We start from the raw sequence: 19,463 nt of genomic DNA on the forward strand, positions 1-19,463 counted from the left end.
TTCTTGCGGAACGGCTTTCATGACCCGGAGTGAAGCTGGTGGGGGCGGCTGAACCGGACGGTGCGGAGGGATGAACATGACGGCACTGCACCTGGCGGACGGCACGGACTTCGACCTGGTCTGCGACGGTTGCGGCCTGGTGGTCGAGCACCTGGGCGCCAACCTGCACAGCTGGGACCTCGCCTGGAGCCTCTTCCGCCGGCACGGATGGATCGGCGACCGCTCCGCCGGCGGCCCGCACGGCTGCCCCCGCTGCACCGCGCAGGCGGCGGCCACCGGCAATCACTGACGGTTGCCCGGCGGCGCGGCCGTCAGCCACGCGAGGGCCGCGGGCACATCGGGGAAGTTCGGCAGCAGATCCTCGACCGACAGCATCCGCAGCGCGGCGGTGACCCGCTCCGCGCCGCCGGCCAGGCAGATCCGCCGGCCGTGCCGGGCCGCGTTCTCGTGCGCGGCGACGAGGACGGCCAGCAGGGCCGAGTCCACCGCGGCCAGCCGGCTCAGGTCGAACACGACGTGCCGGGTCGGCCGGATGTCCTCGGCCAGCAGGTCGTGGAGCCGGGCGTGGGTCGCCGGCTGCAGCGTGCCCGGCAGTTCGACGACGGTGACGCCGTCCAGCTCGCGCCAGGTCACCGGCTGCGGCCCGCGGCCCGGCGGGGTGGCCCGCCCGAACGACGCCTCGACCATGCCCAGGCTGCGCGGTGTGGCGCAGCGCCCGCAGGCGTGCGGGCCGGTCGGTCGCTGCGCGCCGCGCCAGCCGTCCTCGACGAACAGGCTCCACGCGACCTGCCACGTGCCCATCGCCGGCGCCAGATTGGCGACCAGCTGGCCGCAGGTGTCGCAGGCGAGGCTGAAGTTCGTGCCGTCCCGGCTCAGCAGCGCGGTCATGCGGCTCCTCCCTCATCGGGTGCATTTGCCACCTTCCGAGGTGCATGTCGCCGAACTTCCGCAATCGCATGACAGTCGTATGACGTTTCTCCGGCCACGCTCAACCGTGGCCGGCGCTCACGCGCGACCAGTCGAGGCCGGCCGGATCGGTGCCGGACAGGTGACGGGCGGCGTTGACCAGCCCGACGTGGCTGGCCCGCTCGTCGCCGAGCAGCGCCGCGAAGCGGCCGGGTGCGTCGAACCGCGGCAGGCACACCCAGTCGATCGACCCGTCCCGGCCGACCAACGCCGCCGTCTGCAGGTCACCCAGCAGTCCGTAGTCCTCGATCCGCAGCGCCACCGCGGGCCTCCTCGCCTCGGCGGCGCCGGGCGAGGGCCACCGCGGCCGCCGTGGGCGCCGCGGTCGGCGTGCTCGTCGCGCGGCCGGTACAGGTTCGCGCCGAAGCGGGGGCCGCGCCCGCCGGTGAACTGGCCCGCCACGCCCTTGCGCCCGAGGTACCAGTCCAGAACCACGCCACGGTGCTCGCCCCCGGTCACCGGCGTCCCGGACATCGGCCGGATCAGCGCCGGCGGGATGCCCGGTGGCGAGGACGCCGCTGCGTCACGGCTCGCGCTGCACGAGCCGGACGGTGAAGCCCTCCGGCGACCGGTGGAGGCTCACGTGGCTGCACGTCTGGTGCGCGATCCACAGCCCGAAACCGGCCGAGGCGTCGCCGGCCGCCGGCAGCAGCCCGGCGTAGGGGTACGCCGGCCCGGGCCCGCCGTCGGTGACCGTGACGACCGCGCGCCCCGGCCCGGCCCACACCCGCATCCGCACCGGCGGCCGCCCGTGCATGCCGGCGTTCGTGACGATCTCGCTGACCGCGAGGGCGAGGTCCTCCCGCCTGGCGGCGTCGAGCTCGGCCGCGCGGACCGCCTCCCGCGCCTCGGCCGACGTCGGGCCGGCCAGGTCCACGACCGGCGGCCCCTGCTGGATCGGGTCGGCCACGAGCGGCCGGTTCTCGAGCAGGAACAGCTCCGGTTCGGTGTACTGCGGGTTCGGCTCGTGCCGGCCGTGCGGCCGGGCGGTGCGCGGGTGCGTCCGGTCGACGTCGGCCAGCACCGCGACCGGCGTGGTGCGCTCGTCGTAGGCGCACATGCTCCACAGCGGAAACTCGTCGTAGGCGTGGTTGATCGCCGACTCGTACCGCGCCCACCAGTCCCAGGTCGCGCCGAGCGCCTCGGCGGGCAGCTCGCCGACGATGCGGATCTGCCCGGCGCCGGCGGCGACGTGCCCGGCCAGCAGCTGCCGGTACGCACGGATGGCGCCGGCCGGCCGGGCGTACACCTCGCCGCCGGTCAGGAACTCGACCGGGCAGCCGGCCGGCAGTGCCGCGCGCACCAGCCCGGCATTGCGCTCGCCGAACGCGACCATGGTCGGCTCGCCCGCGTCGACCCCGCCGAGCAGGAACGGCACCACGACCGCGAGCAGGTGCTCGTCGGAGTCGTAGCGGATCGCCTCGTGGAAGTATCCGGTGTGGCCGGCCGCCGCGCCCGTCCTCATCGGCCCACGTTCCCCATGGCAGGGAGGGTAGCCCGCCGCGCAGGTCGCTGCCGGGTTGCCAGCGGCGTTGGCCAGCAATGCCGGTCCGGCTGACCGGGAACGATCCGGTCGGTACTGGAAGAAAGGTGCATCATCGACTATGATGAGAGGTTAGGCGTCCTACGGTTGGCAGCATGAACGACCGAGTCAGCGCCTTCTTTGACGCGTTCCGCGTCGCCAGTGACACCCTCGACACCGAAACCCTGGCCGGCTGCTTCGCCGACGCCTTCCTGACCGCCGACCCCGCCGGCGCCCGCCCGGTCACCCGCGACCTGTTCCTGCAAGCCCTGCCGCGGCGTGCCCAGATGTTCGCGGACGCCGGCGTCGGCCGCGCCGCCCTGACCGACCTGCGCGTGCAGGCCCTCGACGACCACTACCGGCTGGTGCGCACCGAGTGGTCGGCCCCGCGCACCGACGGCGGCGACCCGGTGCTGCTGTCGTCGTCGTTCCTGCTGCACGACGACGGCGAGGCGATGCGCATCGTGCTGTACCTCAACCACCAGGGCCTGACGTGAGGTACGACACGATGTTGCCGCTGCTCAGCCCGCGGTCAGGCAGAACGGGTGCCCGGCCGGGTCGGTGAGCACCAGCCAACCGCCGCCGTCGCCGGGCTGGAAGGCGGGCCGGCTCGCACCGGACGCCATCAGCTCGGCGGCGGCCGCCTCCACGTCGGCGACCTTGAGGTCGAGGTGGGCCGTCTCCCGGCGTCAGCGTCCCGCGACGCGTGGGACCGCGCCCGCCTGCACGCCCGCACCGGCACCGGCACCGGCACCGGCACCGGCATCGGCATCGGCGTGTTTCATTATCATTCTCGATAGTGATAATATTGCCCCATGGAGATGTCGAGGGAGCGCTGGGCCGAGCTGGCGCTGCACCCGGTGCGGATCCGGATCCTGCGGGCGGTCGCGGGCGCCCGGCTGACCACGCACGACCTGGTCGAGCTGCTGCCCGACATCCCGCAGGCCACCATGTATCGGCACCTGGCGACGCTGGTCAAGAGCGGGCTGCTCGACGTGGTCAAGGAGCGCAAGGTACGCGGCGCCGTCGAGCGGGTATATGCGTTGCCCGCGCACGGCGCGACGCTGGACGCGGCGGCCCTGGCCACGGCCACGCCGGAGGACCATGCGCGCTACTTCACGGCGTTCATGTCGAGTCTGTTGTCGGAGTTCTCCCGCTACCTCGCCCGGGAGCGGATCGACTTCGCCGCCGACGGTGTCGGATACCAGCAGCTCGTGCTGCACCTGACGGACGCCGAACTGGGCGAGTTCGCCGCCGGTTTCAACGCGCTGGTCGGGCCGTTGCTCCGCAACGAGCCAGGCGACGGGCGGATACCGCGACTGTTGGCGACCGTTCTGATGCCGGCCGACCGGCCGGCCGAGCAGCGGGCACCGGGGCCGGCGGACGACTCCGGCACGACGAAAGGGGATGACTGATGGCATCGATCACGGTCACCGGCAATGCGATCGACATCCGGTTCACCGGTTGGGAGCGGATGTGGATCTGGCGGGAGCGGCTCTCGCTGCCGCTCACCGCGGTGCGGCAGGTCGTCCAGGTGGACAACCCGCTCCGGCTGGCCCGTGGCGCCCGGCGGGGGTATGCGGTGACCGGCTTCGCCAAGGTCGGCGTCTGGGGTCTGTTCGGTGGTCCCCGGCAGCTCGTGGCGGCCCGCCGGGGCGAGCCCGGGCTGCGCCTGGTGCTGGACCGGGCGGCGGCCGGCGGCGAGTTCGACGAGGTCGTGCTCTCCAGCCCGGCCGCGCCGGGCCTCGCGGAGACGATCAGGCGTGCGATGGCGGCCCGCGCATGACCGGCGACCGCCTGGCGATCGAAGTGTCGCGCCTGACGAAGCGCTTCGGTGACGTCACCGCCGTACGCGATCTGAGCTTCACCGTGGAACCCGGCGTCGTCACCGGGTTTCTCGGCCCGAACGGCGCCGGCAAGACCACCACGATGCGGATGGTGACCGGGCTGGTGTCGCCCACCAGCGGCACCGCCACGATCGGCGGGCAGCCGTACAGCCGGCTGGCCCGGCCGTCGCGCACGGTTGGCGCGGTGTTCGATGCCAACGCGTTCCACCCCGGCCACACCGCCCGCGACCACCTGCGCGTCTACGCCGCGATGGGCGGCTGTCCGGACAGCCGGGTCACGGAACTGCTGGACCTGCTCGGCCTCGCCGAGGCCGCCGACCGCCGCACCCGCGGGTTCTCCACAGGCATGCGGCAACGGCTCAGCCTCGCCACGGCGCTGCTCGGCGACCCTCGCGTACTGCTGCTGGACGAACCCGGCAACGGCCTGGACCCGGAGGGCATGTCGTGGCTGCGCGGCTTGCTGCGCCGGCTGGCCGACCAGGGCCGCACCGTCCTGGTCTCCAGCCACATGCTCAGCGAGATCCAACAGCTCGTGGACGACGTGGTGGTGATCCGGCGCGGCGAACTCGTCGCCGCCGGGCCATGGTCCCGGCTCGCCGGCCCGCCGGCGGTGCTGGTCACCTCACCCGACGCCGAGGCCCTCGCCTCCGCGCTGACGGCCGGCCCGGCCAACGGCGGCGCCGTCCCGTTCGTCGAAGTCGTCGGGCCCGACCGGCTGCGAGTGCACGGGCTGGACGCGCCGGGCGTCGCCGACCTCGCTGCCGCCCGCCGCCTGCGGGTGCACGAGCTGGTCACCGAAAGCACCAGCCTCGAACAACTCTTCCTCCACCTGACCACCGACGAGGCGGCCACCCGATGCATCTCTTGATCAAAGCGGAGTTTCGCAGGCTGATGGCCACCCGGATGTGGGGCGGACTGCTGCTCGCCGCCGCCCTGCTGGGCGGCGGCATGATCGGCGCCATGGCGCTGGTCGGCCCGGAGAACTTCGACCCGCCGATGCCGGGACTGGACACCGAGACCGGCCTCCGCTCGATCCTCGGCATCCTCGGCATCACCGCATTCGTGCCGGCGGCCGCCGGCACCCTCGCGGTCACGTCCGAGTACCGGCACCGCACCGCCGCCGTTACCTTCCTGTTCGCGCCGCGCCGCGGGCGGGTGCTCGCCGCCAAACTCGCCACCTACGCGGTCGTCGGCCTTGCATACGGGCTCATCCTCGCGAGCACCGCCGCGGTGGCGCTGTTCACCGTCGCTGCCGCTCGCGGTGTCTCACTCGGTCTGCCGGCCGCCACCGTGCTGGCGCTGCTCGCCCGCATCGCCGTCGCGATGGTGGTGTACCTGCTCATCGGAGTCGGAATGGGCGCCCTCATCCGCAACCAGGTCGCAGCCCTGAGCGTCGTGATCGGCTACCTGTACCTGGGTGAGCCGGTGCTCATGATGATCCCCGGCGTGAACACGCTCTACCCGGTCCTGCCCGGGGGAGCCACCGCCGCGCTCATCGACTTCACCTACCTCGCCGACGCCATGTCCGAACAACTCGGCAGCGGCGCCGTCCAGCTCCTCCCACCGGCAGCCGGCGCCCTCCTGCTCACCGCGTACGCGCTGACCGCCTCGGCGATCGCCGTGATCGCCCCCATGCGCCGCGACATCACCTGACCGCCGGATCGAACGTCACTTCCATCCCGGCCTCCAGTGACAGATGCAGGTCAGCGGCGTCGGGATGGATCGGCATCGTGGTCGACCTTGACATGCCAGTGCGGGCACGCGTACAAACAGCAGACATGAGAGCGCTCTCACCAGTAAACAAACTTACTGTTAAACCGCCTGGAAAGCGCTCTCGCACCCGCGCCCTTGGGAAGGTCGACATGCGTCCAGCTGCACGACCCCGACAACACCGGCGGCTCACCGTCGCCGGGGCGACGCGCCGGGCTCGGCGTTGACAGGGGATGGAATGCAGAACCTCAGTACCTCAACGTTGTCGACGGCGCCGCTGCCGGACGATCCCGTGCCGGCCGGTGCGGTGTCGGTGCGGTGCGCGTACTCGCTGGCCGGCCCGCACCGGCTCGTCGTCGGGGCCGTCGCCGACGCGCTGGAGCGGCACGGCATGGCGGTCCGGCTCGGCGCCGCACCGGCCGACCCGGCCGACGTCCGCGGGACGATCCTGGTCGGCCCGGGCGAGCCGGGGCGCGACCCCTGCGTGCTCGTCGACACCCGGCCCCCGCCGCGGCGCGACGACGCCGCGGTGTGGTCCGACCAGCGGGCCGGGGCCCGCAGCATCGTGACGCACCTGGTCGGGTTCGGCCACCGCCGCATCGCCGCGGTCGCCGACGCCCGGGACGCGGCGCCGCCCCACAGCTGGCTCGCCGTCGTGCCCGAACCGCGCCGGGTCCGCCTGGTCGACGGCGCCGACGAGCGAGCGGGATGGCTGGCCGCGCGGGAGCTCCTCGCCCGCGCCGAGCCGCCGACCGCCGTCGTCTGCGGCGACGACCGGCTGGCGGCCGGCGTCCTGCGCGCCGCGCACGAGCGTGGCATCCGCGTGCCGCGGGACCTGTCCGTCGCGGCGTTCGACGTCGCGGGTCTCGGCGCGTTCACCCGGCCGGACCTCACCGTCGTACGGCACCGGTGGGCCGAGCTGGGCCACCACGCGGCCGCGGTACTGCTGGAGCTGCTCGACGGCGCCGCCGAGGTGCCGTCGCGCATCGAGGTGCCGGCCGAGCTCGTCATCGGCGGCTCGACCGGTCCGGCCCCACAGTGATGCCTGGCGCCGCGCGATGCGAGGTGATGGGATGTCCGGTGTGACGGGGGAGCGCGGCACGACTGCGGCGGCGTACGCCGACTTCGCGGTCCGCGAGGCCCGCGGGGTGTCGCCGGCCTACGAGCGGCTGTGCCTGGCCATCGCCCGCGACGAGGCCGTCCTGGCGCTGCTGGAGACCGTGCCGCCGGCCAAACGCCAGCCGAACCTGCTGCTGGCTGTCGTGCGCTTCCTCGGTGGTACCGCTGCGGATCCTGCGGCATTTCACGACTTCACGATCGAGCACTGGCCGGCGGTCGAGGACGGGCTGCGGACCAGGTCCACGCAGACCAACGAGGCCGGCCGGTGCGCGCTGTTGCTGCCCGCGCTCGCCCGGCTGCCGCAGCCGCTCGCGCTGCTGGAGGTCGGCTGCGCCGCCGGGCTGGGCCTGTACCCGGACCGGTACGCATACCGTTACGGCGGGGCGGTCGTCGGCGCCGGCGAACCCGTCCTCGACTGCGACCTCACCGGCGCCGTGCCGCCGCCGGGGCGACCGTCGGTGGCGTGGCGGGCCGGCCTCGACCTGAACCCGCTCGACGTGACCGCCGCCGCCGACCTGGCCTGGCTGGAGGCGCTGATCTGGCCCGAGCACGAGCACCGCCGCGCCCGCCTGCGCGCCGCCGCCGCGATCGCGGCCGCCGACCCGCCGGTGCTGGTCCGCGGCGACCTGGTGGACGACCTCCCGGCGCTGGCCGCGCAGGCGCCGCCGGACGCGACCCTGGTCGTGTTCCACACCTCGGTGCTGTACCAGGTGCCGCCCGCACGCCGAGCGGCGTTCGTCGACCTGGTCCGGTCGCTGCCGGCCCACTGGATCTCGGTCGAGGCCCCGGACGTCGTGCCGTTCGAGTCACTGCCGCCACCCCCGGACAGCACGCTGCACAACGTCCTCTCCCTCGACGGCACCCCGTTGGCCTGGACCCGCGGCCACGGCGAGGCCATGCGGTGGTTCGGCTGACGCAGCGCTCCCGGCCGGGCTACGGCCGCGGCGGTGGGGAACCGGGCACGACCAGGCCGGACTCGTAGGCCAGGACGACGGCCTGGGCGCGGTCGCGGAGGGCGAGCTTCTGCAGCAGGTGGCGGATGTGGGTCTTCACGGTCGCCATCGAGATCACCAGGTCCGCCGCGATGTCGGTGTTGGACAGGCCGCGGCCGATGAGCTGGAGGATCTCGCGTTCCCGCGCGGTGAGGTCGTCCAGGCCCGTCGCGGGTGGGGCGGCGGCCGGACGGGTCACGTAGTGGTCCACCAGGCGGCGCAGCACCGACGGGGCGAACAGGGCCTCGCCCGCGGCCACCGTGTGCACCGCCTCGACCAGCTGGCGGCGGCCCACGTCCTTGAGCAGGAAGCCGCTCGCCCCCGCCTGCAGCGCGGCGAACACGTGCTCGTCCAGGTCGAACGTCGTCAGGATGAGGACCCGCGTGTCCAGGCCGGCCTCGACGATCCGGCGGGTCGCGGCGATGCCGTCCGTGCCGGGCATGCGCACGTCCATCAGCGCCACATCGGGGCGTAGGCGTTCCGCGAGGGCGGCGGCCTCGGCGCCGTCCTCGGCCTCGCCGGCGACGTCCAGGCCGGCGACCTCGAGGATGAGCCGCAGCCCGGACCGCACGACGTCCTGGTCGTCGGCGATGAGCACGCTCGTCATGCCGCCGCCCGAGTTTGGTGTCGGAGCTGGGCACCGGCCTTGACCCGCGGGCAGGCCAGGACCGGGGAGTGGGGCCGAGCGCCGGCCCCGGCCCGCACCACGAGGCGGGGCTGAGCGCCGGGCTCGGCCCGCACCACGAGGCGGGGCTGAGCGCCGGGCTCGGCCCGCACCACGAGGCGGCGCCGAGTGCCGGCCCCGGCCCGGACCATGAGGCGGCGCTGAGGGCTGGCCTCGAACCGCGGCCGGGCTCGCACCACGGCGCGGGGTGGGAGCGGGACGGCGCGGGGCCGGGCGGGGGCGCGCGAAGCCGGCCCGGTGGCAGCGGCCGTGGGTGTCATGTGGCCTCGATCGGGAGACGGGCGTGCACCTCGAACCCGCCGTCGGCCGAGTTGCCGGTGGTGAGGGCGCCGCCGTGGATGCGGACTCGCTCGCGCATGCCGACCAGGCCGTGGGCGTCCGGGGAGGGTGTGCCGTGCGCGCCCGGGCCCTGGTCGTGCACGGCGATCTCCAGGGCGTCCGGGCGCCAGCGTAAGCCGATCCGCACCGCAGCACCCGGGGCGTGCTTGACGGCGTTGGTCAGCGCCTCCTGCACGATGCGATACGCCGACAGGTCGAGGCTCGGTGGCAGCGTCACCGGGGCGCCGTCCACCGCCAGGTCGACCGCCTGGCCGCCGTCGCGGGCGCGGTCCAGCAGGGCGGGCAGGCGGGCCAGGCCCGGCAGCGGCTCCAGCGCGGCGTCGCTCTCGTCGGCGCGCAGGACGCCCAGCAGGCGGCGCATCTCGGTGAGGGCCTGGCCGGCGCTGCCGCGGATCGTCGACAGGGGGCGCCGGGCCAGGGCGGGGTCCCGCTCGAGCGCGGCCTCGGCGGCGTCGGCCTGCAGGGCGATGACGCTGATCGCGTGGGCGACCAGGTCGTGCAGCTCGCGGGCGATGCGGGCGCGCTCGTCGGCGACCGCGGCCCGCTCGCGGCGGTCGCGCTCCTGCTCGAGGTGCGCGGCGAGCTCCTCCAGCCGCCGCTGGCGGCGCCGCTGCCGGCGCGCGAGGACGCCGACCGCCGCCGGGGCCAGCACGCCCACGACGGCGCCGACGAAGTCGCCGGCGTGCGCGGGTTGCTCAGCGGTGCCGATGATCGAGAACACCGTGCCGATGAGCACGACGGCGGCCGCGAGATGCGGGTCCGGCACGTGGGCGGTGACCGCGAAGAACAGCAGGAACGCCGCGATATACCCGACGAGGACGAAACCGTCGGCGGGCACCAGCCACACCGCCGAGCCGACGAGGGCCGCTGCCACCGGCTGGCTGCGCCGCCAGGCGATCGGCGCGGTCGAGCCGAGCGCGATCAGGGCGCCGGCGAGCGGCGGGGCGATCGGCAGGAACACGAGGACCTGCGCGAGCGCGATGGCGGCGAGGACGGCGGCGGCGACCCGATCCACCGTCTCGGGCCGCGGCCACCGGGACACGGCGGCGGGCACGACGCAACGGTAGGCGTCCCGGCCCCGCTTGTCGTCAGCCCCTGGGCTGAGCCGCGGGTCAGACCAGTGCGGCAGGACAGGTTCCGCCCTCGGGTCGACGTGCCCGGGCCGCTGCCGGGCGCAGGATCGGCGGCATCGAAGTCACGTCTCACCGGAGGTACACCATGAGCATCACCGAAACCGTCGCGCCGGTCGCCACCCGCAAGCGGGTCCCGGTCGCGGTCCGCATCGCGCAGTTCGTCCTGCTGGTCCCGCTGGGCGCGTTCCAGCTCGTCGCGTCCGTCGCCTTCTCGCTCACCATGCCGATGTCCGGCCGGGACTACGCCGTCGCCGCCTGGGCGGTGCTGATGTCGCTGGCCTGCGTGGTCACCGGCCTGCGGCTCGGCCGGGGCGGCCGCGCGCTGCGCGGCGCGCTGGGCCTGCTCGCCGCGCAGACGGCGTTCAGCCTGGTGAAGCTGACCGTGTTCGGCGAGTCGGCCTCGCTGGTGTTCCTCGCCGTGGTCGCGGTGGGCGCCGGGCTGCTCGCCCTGCCGGCGAGCCGGCAGCACTTCCGCGCCTGACCGCCACCGTCAGCCCCGCCGCCGCAGCCCCGCCCGACCGCCGCCGCGGCCACACCGACGTGGCCGCGGCGGCCGGCGCTCAGCAAGGCGGCCGGCGCTCAGCAAGGCAGCCGAGGTCGTCGCGGCGCGGTCGTCGGCTCGCGGCGCGGCCGCCGCGGCGGCCGGCGCCGTCGCGGCGCGGCCGGCGCTCAGCAAGGCGGCCGAGGTCGTCGCGCTGGGACCGTGGGGTGGCCTCAAGTTGACCTTGGTGACTTACCGCCGCCCCGGCGACCGAGATCCACCAAGGTCAACTGGCCGAAGCCGGTCGCACCCCGGCCGCCTGGCGGGGGCGGGGGCGGGGCGGGGGCGGGGCGGGGGCGGGGCGGGGGCGGGGCGGGAGGTGCGACGCCCCGGAGCGGCGCGCGACGGCCCGCTGACGGACGCGCGGTCCGCGCGGCGGCAGAGTGCCCCTGACGCCTTCGCGGGCGAGTTTTCCAGACCGACCACATAGGCGCGCGGTGCGCGCCTATGTGAAGCGGATAAGTTCGAAGATCCTTCGGCTTGACTGCGGTGGCGCGGGGTCGTAGCGTAGCCGCTACTTAAGCGCTTTAGCTGATCGCGATCAATGCCGCTGCCCTGTGGCGCCGACGGGGTGGCGGGCCCCACACCCCGCCCGATCGATCAGGAAGCGAAGGAACCGAATGGGCAACACACCCCGCCGATGGTTCGGCGTGCTCGTGGCCGTGGTCATGGCCGCGGTCGGGGCGGTCGTGGTGCTGGCCGGGACGAACCCGGCCGGCGCGGCGACCGCCTTCGTGCAGCGCTGCGGCATCCGTTTCTGCCTCAACGGCAAGGCGTTCTACTTCGCCGGCACCAACACCTACGACGTGTTCACGTACGGAGCCGGCTCGGGTGACACCGAGACGCAGTACATGGACAAGGCCAAGATCGACGCGCACATGGCGAACCTCGCCGCCGACAACGTCACCGTGCTGCGGCTGTGGATGTTCAGCCACGAGAGCTGGCACGGGTTCGAGACCGCCAAGGGCGTCTACAACGAGCAGGAGTTCGCCCAGTTCGACTACGTCATCGAGTCGGCGCGGGCGCACAACATCCGGCTCATCCCCGTCTTCGAGAACTACTGGGAGGCGTACGGCGGGATCGACACCCGGCTGCAGTGGGAGGGCCTGTCCGGCGGGCAACCGGGCCGCGGGCAGTTCTTCAACAAGTTGAAGTGTCCGGGCTGCTTCACCTCGTACAAGAACTATGTCTCGTACGCGCTGAACCGCACCAACCACTACAGCGGCGTGAAGTACAAGGACGATCCCACGATCATGGCGTGGGAGCTCATGAACGAGCCGCGCTACGAGAACCAGACGCCCAACGAGAACACCTCCGGCACCACGCTGCGGGCCTGGGTCGACGAGATGGGCGCCTTCGTCAAGGGCATCGATCCCAACCACCTGCTCGGCACCGGGCTGGAGGGGCACGAGTCGCGGTACGGCTTCGGCGGCGACGAGGGCAACCCGTTCGTGTACATCCACCAGTCGCCGTACATCGACTTCACCTCCGCCCACCCGTACCCCACCGAGTCGTGGGCCAACCTGGGCATCGAGCAGACGAAGGCGCTGATCCGCGCCTGGATCAACGACTCGCACAACGTCGTCGGCAAGCCGTTCTTCATGGGCGAGTTCAACGTCCACAACGTCGACCGCAGCGCCTGGTTCTCGGCGCTGTTCGCCGACTTCGAGGCGGCCGGCGGCGACGGGAGCGCCTTCTGGTGGTATTCGGCGACCAACGTGGACGGCAAGTTCGGCGTCATGAAGGGCGCGCCGGAACTGGCCGCGTTCCGCACCCACTCCGCGAACATGATCGCCAAGAGCGGCGGCGTCCTGCCGAGCGTCTCGGTGTCGGCGAGCCCGTCGAAAAGCCCGTCCACGAGCGCCAGCCCAAGCCCGTCGGTGTCGGCCAGTCCGTCGAACAGCCCGCCGGCGGGTGCCTGCACAGTGCGCTACCGGCTGGCGGACTGGGGCAGCAGCTTCAACGGTGACGTGACCATCACCAACACCGGTTCCACGGCGATCAACGGGTGGGCGCTGCGCTGGAGCTTCCCGGGCAACCAGGTCATCATCAACATGTGGAACGCCGTTCCCACGCAGAGCGGCAAGCAGGTCACCGCCACCAACCCGCCCAGCTACAACACCTCCATCCCGGCGGGCGGCAGCCTCAACTTTGGCTTCAGCGCCACCTCGGTCGCCGGGACCAACGGGGTGCCGGCCTCCTTCACCCTCAACGGCACCACCTGCGTCTCGGCATGAGGAGGCGACCGATGATCAGACGGTTGATCGCCGCACTGGCCGGGCTCGCGGTCGTCGCGAGCGCCGGCGCGGCGTCCGCCGGGGTGCGGCACGACGGCTTCGTCACCCGCGACGGCGCGGACCTCAGCCTCGACGGCCGGCCGTTCCGGTTCGCCGGATCGAACAACTACTATCTCATGTATCGCTCGCCGGCGATGGTCGACGACGTGTTCGCCGACGCGGCCGGTGCCGGGTTCACGGTGCTGCGCACGTGGGGTTTCCTGGACATCGGCGACCAGGACGACTCGAACTCGGTGCACCACAAGGAGAACGGCGTCTACTTCCAGTACTGGGACGGCACCCGGCCGGCGTACAACGACGGCGCCGACGGCCTGGAGCGCCTCGACTACGTGCTCAAGTCGGCTCGCGACCACGGCCTGAAGCTGGTCGTCCCGCTGACGAACAACTGGAGCGCGTTCGGCGGCATGGACCAGTATGTCCGCTGGCGCGGCGGCACCCACCACGACCAGTTCTACACCGACCCGGTCATCCGCGGCTGGTACCGGGACTGGATCGCCCACGTGCTGAACCGGACGAACAGCCTGACCGGCGTCAAGTACAAGGACGACCCGACCGTCATGGCGTGGGAGCTGGCCAACGAGCCCCGCTGCGTCGGCTCCGGTGTGTACCCGCGCTCGGCGTCGTGCACCGACGCCACCGTCACGGGCTGGGCCGGCGAGATCAGCCGGTACATCCGCGGCGTCGACCGGAAGCATCTGATCAGCGCCGGTGACGAGGGCTTCCTGTGCACCGACCGGTCGAGCGCCGACTTCACGCTCAACTGCGCCGACGGGGTGAACTCGGCCGCGCTCGCCGCGCTGCCGGCGATCGACCTGGCCTCGTTCCACCTCTACCCGGACCACTGGAACAAGGACCCGGCCAGGGGCACCGGCTGGATCGAGGCCCACGCGGACCTGGCGCGGCGGTTGCGCAAACCGGTCATGCTCGGCGAGTTCGGGCTGCTGGACAAGGCGACCCGCAACGTCGTCTACCAGCAGTGGACCGACGCCGCGGTCCGGGCGAGGATCGACGGGTTCCTGTACTGGATCCTGTCCGGCGTCCAGGACGACGGCACGGACTATCCCGACTACGACGGCTTCACGGTGTACTGCCCGAGCCCCGTCTGCACCACGATCGGCAACGCCGGCGACGAGCTGCGGCACGGGCAGCGCTCCCGCCCGCCGGTCGCCGACCACGACGCTGCGCAGACCCTGCGGGACGAGCCCGTGACGCTGAGCCCCGCGCTGAACGACATCGCGTACCGCACGAAGGTCAAGCCGTCGACGATCGACCTCGATCCGGTGGCGGCGGGGCAGCAGACGAGCGTCACCGTCGCCGGGGGCACGCTCACGCTCGCGGCGACGGGCGTCGTGACGTTCACGCCGGCCGCCGGCTTCGTCGGCCGCTCGGTCGCGCGGTACACCGTGCGCGACCTGGCGGGCCGGACATCGAACGTCGCCGAGCTGCGGGTCACGGTGAAGAACCGGCCGGGCGACCCGCTGGTGCTCGCGTCGTTCGAGACCGGCACCGACGGCTGGGCACCGGCGAGCTGGCAGGCCAACGCGGGTGCGGTCGCGCAGACGGCGGACTTCCACCCGCACGGCGGCTCCGGCCTGCGGGTGACGACCGCCGACGGCGGCTGGTTCGGCGCGGCGGCGCTGCCCGAGCGGGCCGACCTGTCCGGGAAGTCAGCACTGAGGCTCGATCTTCGCACCGGTACCGCCGGCACCTCGTACAGCATCGCGGTGCAGACGGGCGACGCGTACGCGTGGTGCCAGTCGACGTGGGGCTACGCCGGCGCGGCCACGACGACGACGATCGAGGTGGATCTGGCGACAGCGATGTCGTGCGATGCCACGGCGTTGGCGGACGTGCGGTCGGTGTACGTCTGGTTCGACGGCAACGGCGTCTACGACGTGGACTACCTGCGCGCCGAGTAACGCCGCATGCGGGCCGGCGCCCCCGTGCGCCCCCGTGCGCCGGCCCGCACTGCCCCCGGCGTCAGGCCGGCCCGGTCGCCCAGGCCCTCGGACTCCTCGCCATCCGTCAACCGGCCGAGGTCCGGCTCACCGGCACCAGCCGCGCCCTCGGGGACCTTCACCCGCCGTCCGCTGGTGCGGCACACCGCACAACGGCCCGGTCGGTTACCGCGGGTGATAGCCGGCAGGAGATGCCGAACGCCCCCGACGAACCCGCAGCCTCCCAGCGCCTGCCTGGATAGCATTGCGGTTGGAGATCGGGCCCTCTGTGCGGAGCACCCGATGGCATTCCGCGATAACTGTCATTGACGTTCATCGGAACTATCGTCGCGCCCTGGGTCCGCATGTCGAGCAAGCTACCGCCGGCCGGTGGCGTCCTCGGGCCCAATCCGGGCAGGAACGTCCCTCGCGACCGAGCGAGCGGCCTGCGCCCGGTTGTCACCGCCCCGGAACGTGGTCCGGCCGTGACCGAGCAATGGAGGTAGTTATGAGCACATCGACGCTGAATACCCGCTTCGAGGAGATCACGCACGGGATCGCCGGAATAACCCCGGTCGAGCGCATCCCGATGGACTCGCCCTACGAGATCTCGAACGAGACCTACGCGGCGCTGCGCAGCGTCCTGCACGACGTGGGTGGACAGCCGGCACTGCCGGAACCGTACAAGGAAAAGGGTGAAGCACCCTGGGAGATGAACACGTACGTCACCTGCGAATGCCTGGCGATGCACGAAACGTGGAACGCCGAGATGAGGCGCAGGGCGGAGAACGACCTCGGGGCGACGCTGTACTACGGCCTGCCGTACTACGCACGGTGGATCACGGTCGCCGCCAAGACACTCATCGACAGAGGGCTGATCACGCCCGACGAACTGTCGTCGAAGATCGACGAGGTACGAGCCCGGCTGAAAGGTACGTCATGACACAGCGACGCTTCTCGATCGGCGACCAGGTGACGGTGCGCGACACCACCAGCCTGTTCCACACCAGGACGCAGCGGTACGCCAGAGGACGCACGGGTGTCGTCACCGAGAACCGGCCCGAGTGGGTCATCCCGGAGGACGAGGCGTGGGGCCGTGACGAGAACGGCCGTCACGAGCCGTTCTACGTGGTGCGGTTCCAGCAGAAGGATCTTTGGCCCAACTACACCGGCTTCGACGTCGACACGTTGGAGACCGAGTTTTCCGAACGTTGGCTCGAACCCGCGAAGGCAGGGGCGAAGTGAGTACCGCCGAACACACCCACGTCGAGGGGCCCACAGAGGTCAGCGAGTTCGAGGTGCTGGAGCTCGCCGTGCGCGAGCTTGCCATCGAACACGACCTGTTCTCGGCCGAGGAGCACCGCCGCTTCTCCGAGTGGGCCGAGGCCCGCACACCGGCCAAGGGAGCCCAGCTCGTGGCCAAGGCGTGGCTCGACCCGGCCTTCAAGCAGCGGCTGCTCAGCGACGGCACGGAGACGAGCAAGGAGGTGGGCGTCGATTGGCTCGACCCGACGGGGAAGGGCACGCCCAGCGACTACACGTACTTCTACGTCCTGGAGAACACGCCGAAGGTCCACAACGTGATCGTCTGCACGCTGTGCTCCTGCTACCCGCGGCCCGTCCTCGGGATGTCACCGGACTGGTACCGGACGCCGAACTACCGGCGGCGGATGGTCCGGCGGCCGCGTGAGGTGCTGGCCGAGTTCGGTCTGCACCTGCCGCCGGACGTCGAGGTGCGGGTGCACGACTCGAACCAGAAGTCGCGGTTCATGGTGATGCCCATGCGTCCGGAGGGCACCGAGGGGTGGACCGAGGAGCAACTCGCGTCGATCGTGACGCGGGACACCATGATCGGTGTCGCCCTGCCGAACCCGGAGTGGACCGCCGCCCAGCCCCCGAACGCGAAGACTGGCGGCCGCCGATGACCGGTGTAAGGACCGATGACGTCCTGATCGACATCATGGGCGCCGAAGGCCGGCGCAAGGACCGCAGCCTGCCCGAGCTGGACCGCAGGCCGGACCCGTGGGAGTCGAGCATGCAGGCGACCTGCGAGTGCCTGTCCTGGCGCGGCACGCTCGACAACCTTGAACGCCGGCAAGCCGAGGACCGGCTGGGCGAGAGCGTCTACGCGGACTATCCCGTCCACGCCAGATCGGCGCTCGTGGTGGCGCATCTACTCCTCGAGCAGGGCATCCTGGACGAGCAGGAGCTGCGATCGAAGATGCGGCAGGTCCGCTCCAGGCTCGAGGACGTTTGATCAACCCGCCCTGGAACACGTGGTGGTAGCGTCAGCCGCCGGCAGCGCCGGGCGGGCACGTCGGCGGCTCCCCACATCCCGTGCTGGCACCATCAGCAGCTGAGGCCTTCGACGCCGACCACATCGCCGCGATGGAAAACGTACCGACCGACACGGCAAGGCAGGCGGCGGGCAATTGGGCACAGCGGCGGCGGTATGGCGATTCCTCGTCGGCCCCCCGGTGCGGGTACGGCAGGCGGCCAAGCAGCAGATCACGCCGATCGAGGGACTCCCCGCCCTCTCCCTCGACGCCCTGACGTCGGTCGCGTACGGGCCGGAAGCGATCATCGCCGTGCTCGCGGCGGCCGGAGTCGCGGCGCTGCATCTGGTGCTGCCGATCTCGATCGCCATCGTCGTGCTGCTGGCCATCCTGGTGTTCTCCTACCGCCAGGTCATCGAGGCCTATCCGGGCGGCGGCGGCACGTATGCGGTCTGCCGGGCGAACTTCCCGCCGAGCGTCGGGCTGCTCGGCGCCGCCGCGCTCGTCGTGGACTACACGCTGACCGTCGCGGTCTCGATCGCCGCCGGGGTCGGGTCGCTGACGTCGGCCTTCCCGGCGCTGGGCCCGGCCACGGTCCCGATCTGCCTGGGCATCCTGGCCCTGGTCACGACGCTCAACCTGCGCGGCCTGGGCGACACGGCCCGGGCGTTCCTGCTGCCCACGATGCTGTTCATCGTCGGGTTGCTGGGGGTGATCGCGATCGGCCTGATCCACCCACTGGCGCAGGACACACCTCGCCAGGGCCAGCCGCTGACGTCCACGCAGGGCCTGGAGGCTGTGGGTGTCCTGCTGGTACTGAAGGCCTTCTCCGCCGGGTGCAGCGCGCTGACCGGCGTCGAGGCGATCGCCAACGGCGTGCCGCTGTTCAAGCAACCGCGGGTGGTCCGGGCCAAGCGGACCGAGCTGCTGCTCGGCAGCATTCTCGGCGTGATGCTGCTGGGCCTGGCCGTCCTCGCGTACCGCTGGCACATCGGTCCCCGCTCCGGTGAGACCGTGCTGAGCCAGGTCATCGCCCTCGCCATCGGCAGGAACTGGGCGTACTACGTAATGTCCCTGACCATCACCGTGGTCCTCATGCTGGCCGCCAACACCTCGTTCGGCGGACTGCCGGTGCTGACCAGCCGGCTCGCCGCCGACAACTACCTGCCGCACCTGTTCTCGCTGCGCGACGAGCGGCAGGTGTTCGCCGTCGGCATCTGGGTGCTGGCCGGCCTGGCCGGGGTGCTGCTCGTCGCGGTGCGCGGGCAGACCCTCCGGCTGATCCCGCTGTACGCCATCGGGGTGTTCACCGCTTTCACGCTCTCGCAGTCGGGGCTGGTCAAGCACTGGTGGAAGACCCGACCGGCGCGCTGGAGGTACCGGGCGGTCGTCAACGGTGCCGGCGCGGCCACGACCGCGGTGGCCACCGTGATATTCCTGGTCACCAAGTTCACCGTCGGCGCGTGGGTGGTCGTGCTGGCCGTGCCGGCGCTCATCGCGCTGTTCGTGCGCACCCACGCCTACTACGCGCGCTGCGGGCGCGCGCTCGGCCTGCACACGATTCCGGACCGGCCGAGCGCCAAGCCCACCATGGTGGTGGTCCCGGTGACCGGGGTGAACCGGCTGACCCAGCACGCGGTCGCGGAAGCACTCTCGATCAGCTCGCGGGTGGTGGCCGTCCACGTCGTGGCCGAGGACGCCGGCCAGGACACGGAGCACGACCGCGAGCTGGACGAGCGGTGGGCCCGGTGGGACCCGGGCGTGCCGCTGCGGATCCTGCACACCGAGTACGCCTCGGTCGCCCGGCCCATCGTGGCGTTCGTCGACGAACTCCGCGAAGAGCGTGACGAGCAGATCGTCGTGCTGATCCCGGTGGCGCTGCCGCACCGGCTGCGCTACCGCTTTCTGCACAACCATCTCGAGGTGGCCCTCACCGCCGCGTTGAAGACCCGCCCGGACGTCATCGTCGCCAGCGTGCCCATGCCGCTGCGCATCCCGTGAGTTCGCGCGCACGCCGGGCGGGATGAAGTTCTGCCGCGGTGTTTGCAGCCTGGATCGCGGGGGAGGGTGCGCCTCGACACCACCTGCCGGCTGAGCAC

At 72.4% G+C, this 19,463-nt stretch carries 21 protein-coding genes and 1 pseudogene; 16 read left to right on the top strand and 6 right to left on the bottom strand.

Annotation, left to right across the window (positions count from 1 at the left end):
* The first annotated feature begins 76 nt into the window (after nucleotides 1–76).
* Nucleotides 77–289: a hypothetical protein gene (locus IEZ31_RS28400; RefSeq protein WP_190253055.1), complete on the top strand. Its 213-nt coding sequence runs from the start codon at nucleotides 77–79 to the stop codon at nucleotides 287–289.
* Here the strand turns inward: IEZ31_RS28400 and IEZ31_RS28405 are convergent.
* From IEZ31_RS28405 to IEZ31_RS28415, 3 genes are all read right to left on the bottom strand, one after another.
* Nucleotides 283–888: an STAS domain-containing protein gene (locus IEZ31_RS28405; RefSeq protein ID WP_190253056.1), complete on the bottom strand. Its 606-nt coding sequence runs from the start codon at nucleotides 886–888 to the stop codon at nucleotides 283–285. The two genes, IEZ31_RS28400 and IEZ31_RS28405, sit on opposite strands and share 7 nt — an antisense overlap.
* Nucleotides 889–988: 100 nt before the next feature.
* Nucleotides 989–1,228, bottom strand: coding sequence for a trehalase-like domain-containing protein (locus IEZ31_RS60015; protein ID WP_190253115.1), 240 nt, complete (start codon nucleotides 1,226–1,228; stop codon nucleotides 989–991).
* 261 nt (nucleotides 1,229–1,489) lie between these two features.
* The gene (locus IEZ31_RS28415) at nucleotides 1,490–2,431 is read right to left on the bottom strand and encodes an anti-sigma factor RsbA family regulatory protein (protein WP_190253057.1); all 942 of its coding nucleotides are present in this window, start codon (nucleotides 2,429–2,431) and stop codon (nucleotides 1,490–1,492) included.
* Between the two features lie 173 nt (nucleotides 2,432–2,604).
* Here IEZ31_RS28415 and IEZ31_RS28420 point away from each other — a divergent pair, with 173 nt between their 5' ends.
* Nucleotides 2,605–2,985 (top strand): DUF6841 family protein, encoded by a 381-nt coding sequence (locus IEZ31_RS28420; RefSeq protein WP_190253058.1) that lies wholly within the window; start codon nucleotides 2,605–2,607, stop codon nucleotides 2,983–2,985.
* A gap of 24 nt (nucleotides 2,986–3,009) precedes the next feature.
* Here IEZ31_RS28420 and IEZ31_RS28425 read toward each other — a convergent pair.
* A pseudogene (locus IEZ31_RS28425) lies at nucleotides 3,010–3,156 on the bottom strand (VOC family protein); the annotation flags it as partial.
* Nucleotides 3,157–3,303: 147 nt separating this feature from the next.
* Between IEZ31_RS28425 and IEZ31_RS28430 the strand changes: the two are divergent.
* The 6 genes from IEZ31_RS28430 to IEZ31_RS28455 all read left to right on the top strand — a co-directional run bounded on the left by IEZ31_RS28430 (nucleotide 3,304) and on the right by IEZ31_RS28455 (nucleotide 8,078).
* On the top strand, nucleotides 3,304–3,903 hold the full coding sequence (locus tag IEZ31_RS28430) for a helix-turn-helix domain-containing protein (RefSeq protein WP_190253060.1): 600 nt from the start codon (nucleotides 3,304–3,306) through the stop codon (nucleotides 3,901–3,903).
* On the top strand, nucleotides 3,903–4,274 hold the full coding sequence (locus IEZ31_RS28435; RefSeq protein ID WP_190253061.1) for a hypothetical protein: 372 nt from the start codon (nucleotides 3,903–3,905) through the stop codon (nucleotides 4,272–4,274). The genes IEZ31_RS28430 and IEZ31_RS28435 overlap by 1 nt, the downstream gene beginning before the upstream one ends.
* Complete coding sequence (locus IEZ31_RS28440; protein ID WP_190253062.1) at nucleotides 4,271–5,203, top strand: ABC transporter ATP-binding protein; 933 nt, start codon at nucleotides 4,271–4,273, stop codon at nucleotides 5,201–5,203. The genes IEZ31_RS28435 and IEZ31_RS28440 overlap by 4 nt, the downstream gene beginning before the upstream one ends.
* 23 nt (nucleotides 5,204–5,226) lie before the next feature.
* Nucleotides 5,227–5,988 (top strand): ABC transporter permease, encoded by a 762-nt coding sequence (locus IEZ31_RS28445; protein WP_229835924.1) that lies wholly within the window; start codon nucleotides 5,227–5,229, stop codon nucleotides 5,986–5,988.
* A gap of 295 nt (nucleotides 5,989–6,283) precedes the next feature.
* Nucleotides 6,284–7,087 (top strand): LacI family DNA-binding transcriptional regulator, encoded by an 804-nt coding sequence (locus tag IEZ31_RS28450; RefSeq protein ID WP_190253064.1) that lies wholly within the window; start codon nucleotides 6,284–6,286, stop codon nucleotides 7,085–7,087.
* Nucleotides 7,088–7,118: 31 nt separating this feature from the next.
* Complete coding sequence (locus tag IEZ31_RS28455; RefSeq protein WP_190253065.1) at nucleotides 7,119–8,078, top strand: DUF2332 domain-containing protein; 960 nt, start codon at nucleotides 7,119–7,121, stop codon at nucleotides 8,076–8,078.
* Between the two features lie 19 nt (nucleotides 8,079–8,097).
* Here IEZ31_RS28455 and IEZ31_RS28460 read toward each other — a convergent pair whose 3' ends face one another.
* Complete coding sequence (locus tag IEZ31_RS28460) at nucleotides 8,098–8,763, bottom strand: response regulator (RefSeq protein ID WP_190253066.1); 666 nt, start codon at nucleotides 8,761–8,763, stop codon at nucleotides 8,098–8,100.
* Between the two features lie 334 nt (nucleotides 8,764–9,097).
* Nucleotides 9,098–10,234, bottom strand: coding sequence for a sensor histidine kinase (locus tag IEZ31_RS28465; RefSeq protein WP_190253067.1), 1,137 nt, complete (start codon nucleotides 10,232–10,234; stop codon nucleotides 9,098–9,100).
* 164 nt (nucleotides 10,235–10,398) lie between these two features.
* On the opposite strand from IEZ31_RS28465, the gene IEZ31_RS28470 reads away from it, so the two are divergent.
* The 8 genes from IEZ31_RS28470 to IEZ31_RS28505 all read left to right on the top strand — a co-directional run bounded on the left by IEZ31_RS28470 (nucleotide 10,399) and on the right by IEZ31_RS28505 (nucleotide 19,365).
* Entirely contained in the window at nucleotides 10,399–10,794 is a 396-nt protein-coding gene (locus tag IEZ31_RS28470) for a hypothetical protein (RefSeq protein ID WP_190253068.1), read from the top strand.
* 680 nt (nucleotides 10,795–11,474) lie between these two features.
* On the top strand, nucleotides 11,475–13,091 hold the full coding sequence (locus tag IEZ31_RS28475; protein ID WP_190253069.1) for a cellulose binding domain-containing protein: 1,617 nt from the start codon (nucleotides 11,475–11,477) through the stop codon (nucleotides 13,089–13,091).
* A gap of 11 nt (nucleotides 13,092–13,102) precedes the next feature.
* Entirely contained in the window at nucleotides 13,103–15,070 is a 1,968-nt protein-coding gene (locus IEZ31_RS28480) for a cellulase family glycosylhydrolase (protein WP_190253070.1), read from the top strand.
* Between the two features lie 526 nt (nucleotides 15,071–15,596).
* Nucleotides 15,597–16,031, top strand: coding sequence for an SH3-like domain-containing protein (locus tag IEZ31_RS59455; RefSeq protein ID WP_190253071.1), 435 nt, complete (start codon nucleotides 15,597–15,599; stop codon nucleotides 16,029–16,031).
* On the top strand, nucleotides 16,028–16,333 hold the full coding sequence (locus IEZ31_RS59460; RefSeq protein ID WP_190253072.1) for an SH3-like domain-containing protein: 306 nt from the start codon (nucleotides 16,028–16,030) through the stop codon (nucleotides 16,331–16,333). The genes IEZ31_RS59455 and IEZ31_RS59460 overlap by 4 nt, the downstream gene beginning before the upstream one ends.
* Complete coding sequence (gene scnC, locus IEZ31_RS28495; protein WP_190253073.1) at nucleotides 16,330–17,013, top strand: thiocyanate hydrolase subunit gamma; 684 nt, start codon at nucleotides 16,330–16,332, stop codon at nucleotides 17,011–17,013. Before IEZ31_RS59460 ends, scnC begins: the two co-directional genes overlap by 4 nt.
* Complete coding sequence (locus tag IEZ31_RS28500) at nucleotides 17,010–17,345, top strand: SH3-like domain-containing protein (RefSeq protein WP_190253074.1); 336 nt, start codon at nucleotides 17,010–17,012, stop codon at nucleotides 17,343–17,345. Before scnC ends, IEZ31_RS28500 begins: the two co-directional genes overlap by 4 nt.
* Before the next feature lie 220 nt (nucleotides 17,346–17,565).
* Entirely contained in the window at nucleotides 17,566–19,365 is a 1,800-nt protein-coding gene (locus IEZ31_RS28505) for an APC family permease (RefSeq protein WP_229835925.1), read from the top strand.
* Nucleotides 19,366–19,463: the final 98 nt, after the last annotated feature.

Source organism: Dactylosporangium sucinum, assembly GCF_014647515.1.
Classification (GTDB): domain Bacteria; phylum Actinomycetota; class Actinomycetes; order Mycobacteriales; family Micromonosporaceae; genus Dactylosporangium; species Dactylosporangium sucinum.

What these genes read in the sequence shown, in the direction of transcription:
- IEZ31_RS28400 (WP_190253055.1), top strand. Translation starts at nt 77, where the DNA reads ATGACGGCACTGCACCTGGCGGACGGCACGGACTTCGACCTGGTCTGC.
- IEZ31_RS28405 (WP_190253056.1), bottom strand. Translation starts at nt 888, where the DNA reads ATGACCGCGCTGCTGAGCCGGGACGGCACGAACTTCAGCCTCGCCTGC.
- IEZ31_RS28415 (WP_190253057.1), bottom strand. Translation starts at nt 2,431, where the DNA reads ATGAGGACGGGCGCGGCGGCCGGCCACACCGGATACTTCCACGAGGCG.
- IEZ31_RS28420 (WP_190253058.1), top strand. Translation starts at nt 2,605, where the DNA reads ATGAACGACCGAGTCAGCGCCTTCTTTGACGCGTTCCGCGTCGCCAGT.
- IEZ31_RS28430 (WP_190253060.1), top strand. Translation starts at nt 3,304, where the DNA reads ATGGAGATGTCGAGGGAGCGCTGGGCCGAGCTGGCGCTGCACCCGGTG.
- IEZ31_RS28435 (WP_190253061.1), top strand. Translation starts at nt 3,903, where the DNA reads ATGGCATCGATCACGGTCACCGGCAATGCGATCGACATCCGGTTCACC.
- IEZ31_RS28440 (WP_190253062.1), top strand. Translation starts at nt 4,271, where the DNA reads ATGACCGGCGACCGCCTGGCGATCGAAGTGTCGCGCCTGACGAAGCGC.
- IEZ31_RS28445 (WP_229835924.1), top strand. Translation starts at nt 5,227, where the DNA reads ATGGCCACCCGGATGTGGGGCGGACTGCTGCTCGCCGCCGCCCTGCTG.
- IEZ31_RS28450 (WP_190253064.1), top strand. Translation starts at nt 6,284, where the DNA reads ATGCAGAACCTCAGTACCTCAACGTTGTCGACGGCGCCGCTGCCGGAC.
- IEZ31_RS28455 (WP_190253065.1), top strand. Translation starts at nt 7,119, where the DNA reads ATGTCCGGTGTGACGGGGGAGCGCGGCACGACTGCGGCGGCGTACGCC.
- IEZ31_RS28460 (WP_190253066.1), bottom strand. Translation starts at nt 8,763, where the DNA reads ATGACGAGCGTGCTCATCGCCGACGACCAGGACGTCGTGCGGTCCGGG.
- IEZ31_RS28470 (WP_190253068.1), top strand. Translation starts at nt 10,399, where the DNA reads ATGAGCATCACCGAAACCGTCGCGCCGGTCGCCACCCGCAAGCGGGTC.
- IEZ31_RS28475 (WP_190253069.1), top strand. Translation starts at nt 11,475, where the DNA reads ATGGGCAACACACCCCGCCGATGGTTCGGCGTGCTCGTGGCCGTGGTC.
- IEZ31_RS28480 (WP_190253070.1), top strand. Translation starts at nt 13,103, where the DNA reads ATGATCAGACGGTTGATCGCCGCACTGGCCGGGCTCGCGGTCGTCGCG.
- IEZ31_RS59455 (WP_190253071.1), top strand. Translation starts at nt 15,597, where the DNA reads ATGAGCACATCGACGCTGAATACCCGCTTCGAGGAGATCACGCACGGG.
- IEZ31_RS59460 (WP_190253072.1), top strand. Translation starts at nt 16,028, where the DNA reads ATGACACAGCGACGCTTCTCGATCGGCGACCAGGTGACGGTGCGCGAC.
- IEZ31_RS28500 (WP_190253074.1), top strand. Translation starts at nt 17,010, where the DNA reads ATGACCGGTGTAAGGACCGATGACGTCCTGATCGACATCATGGGCGCC.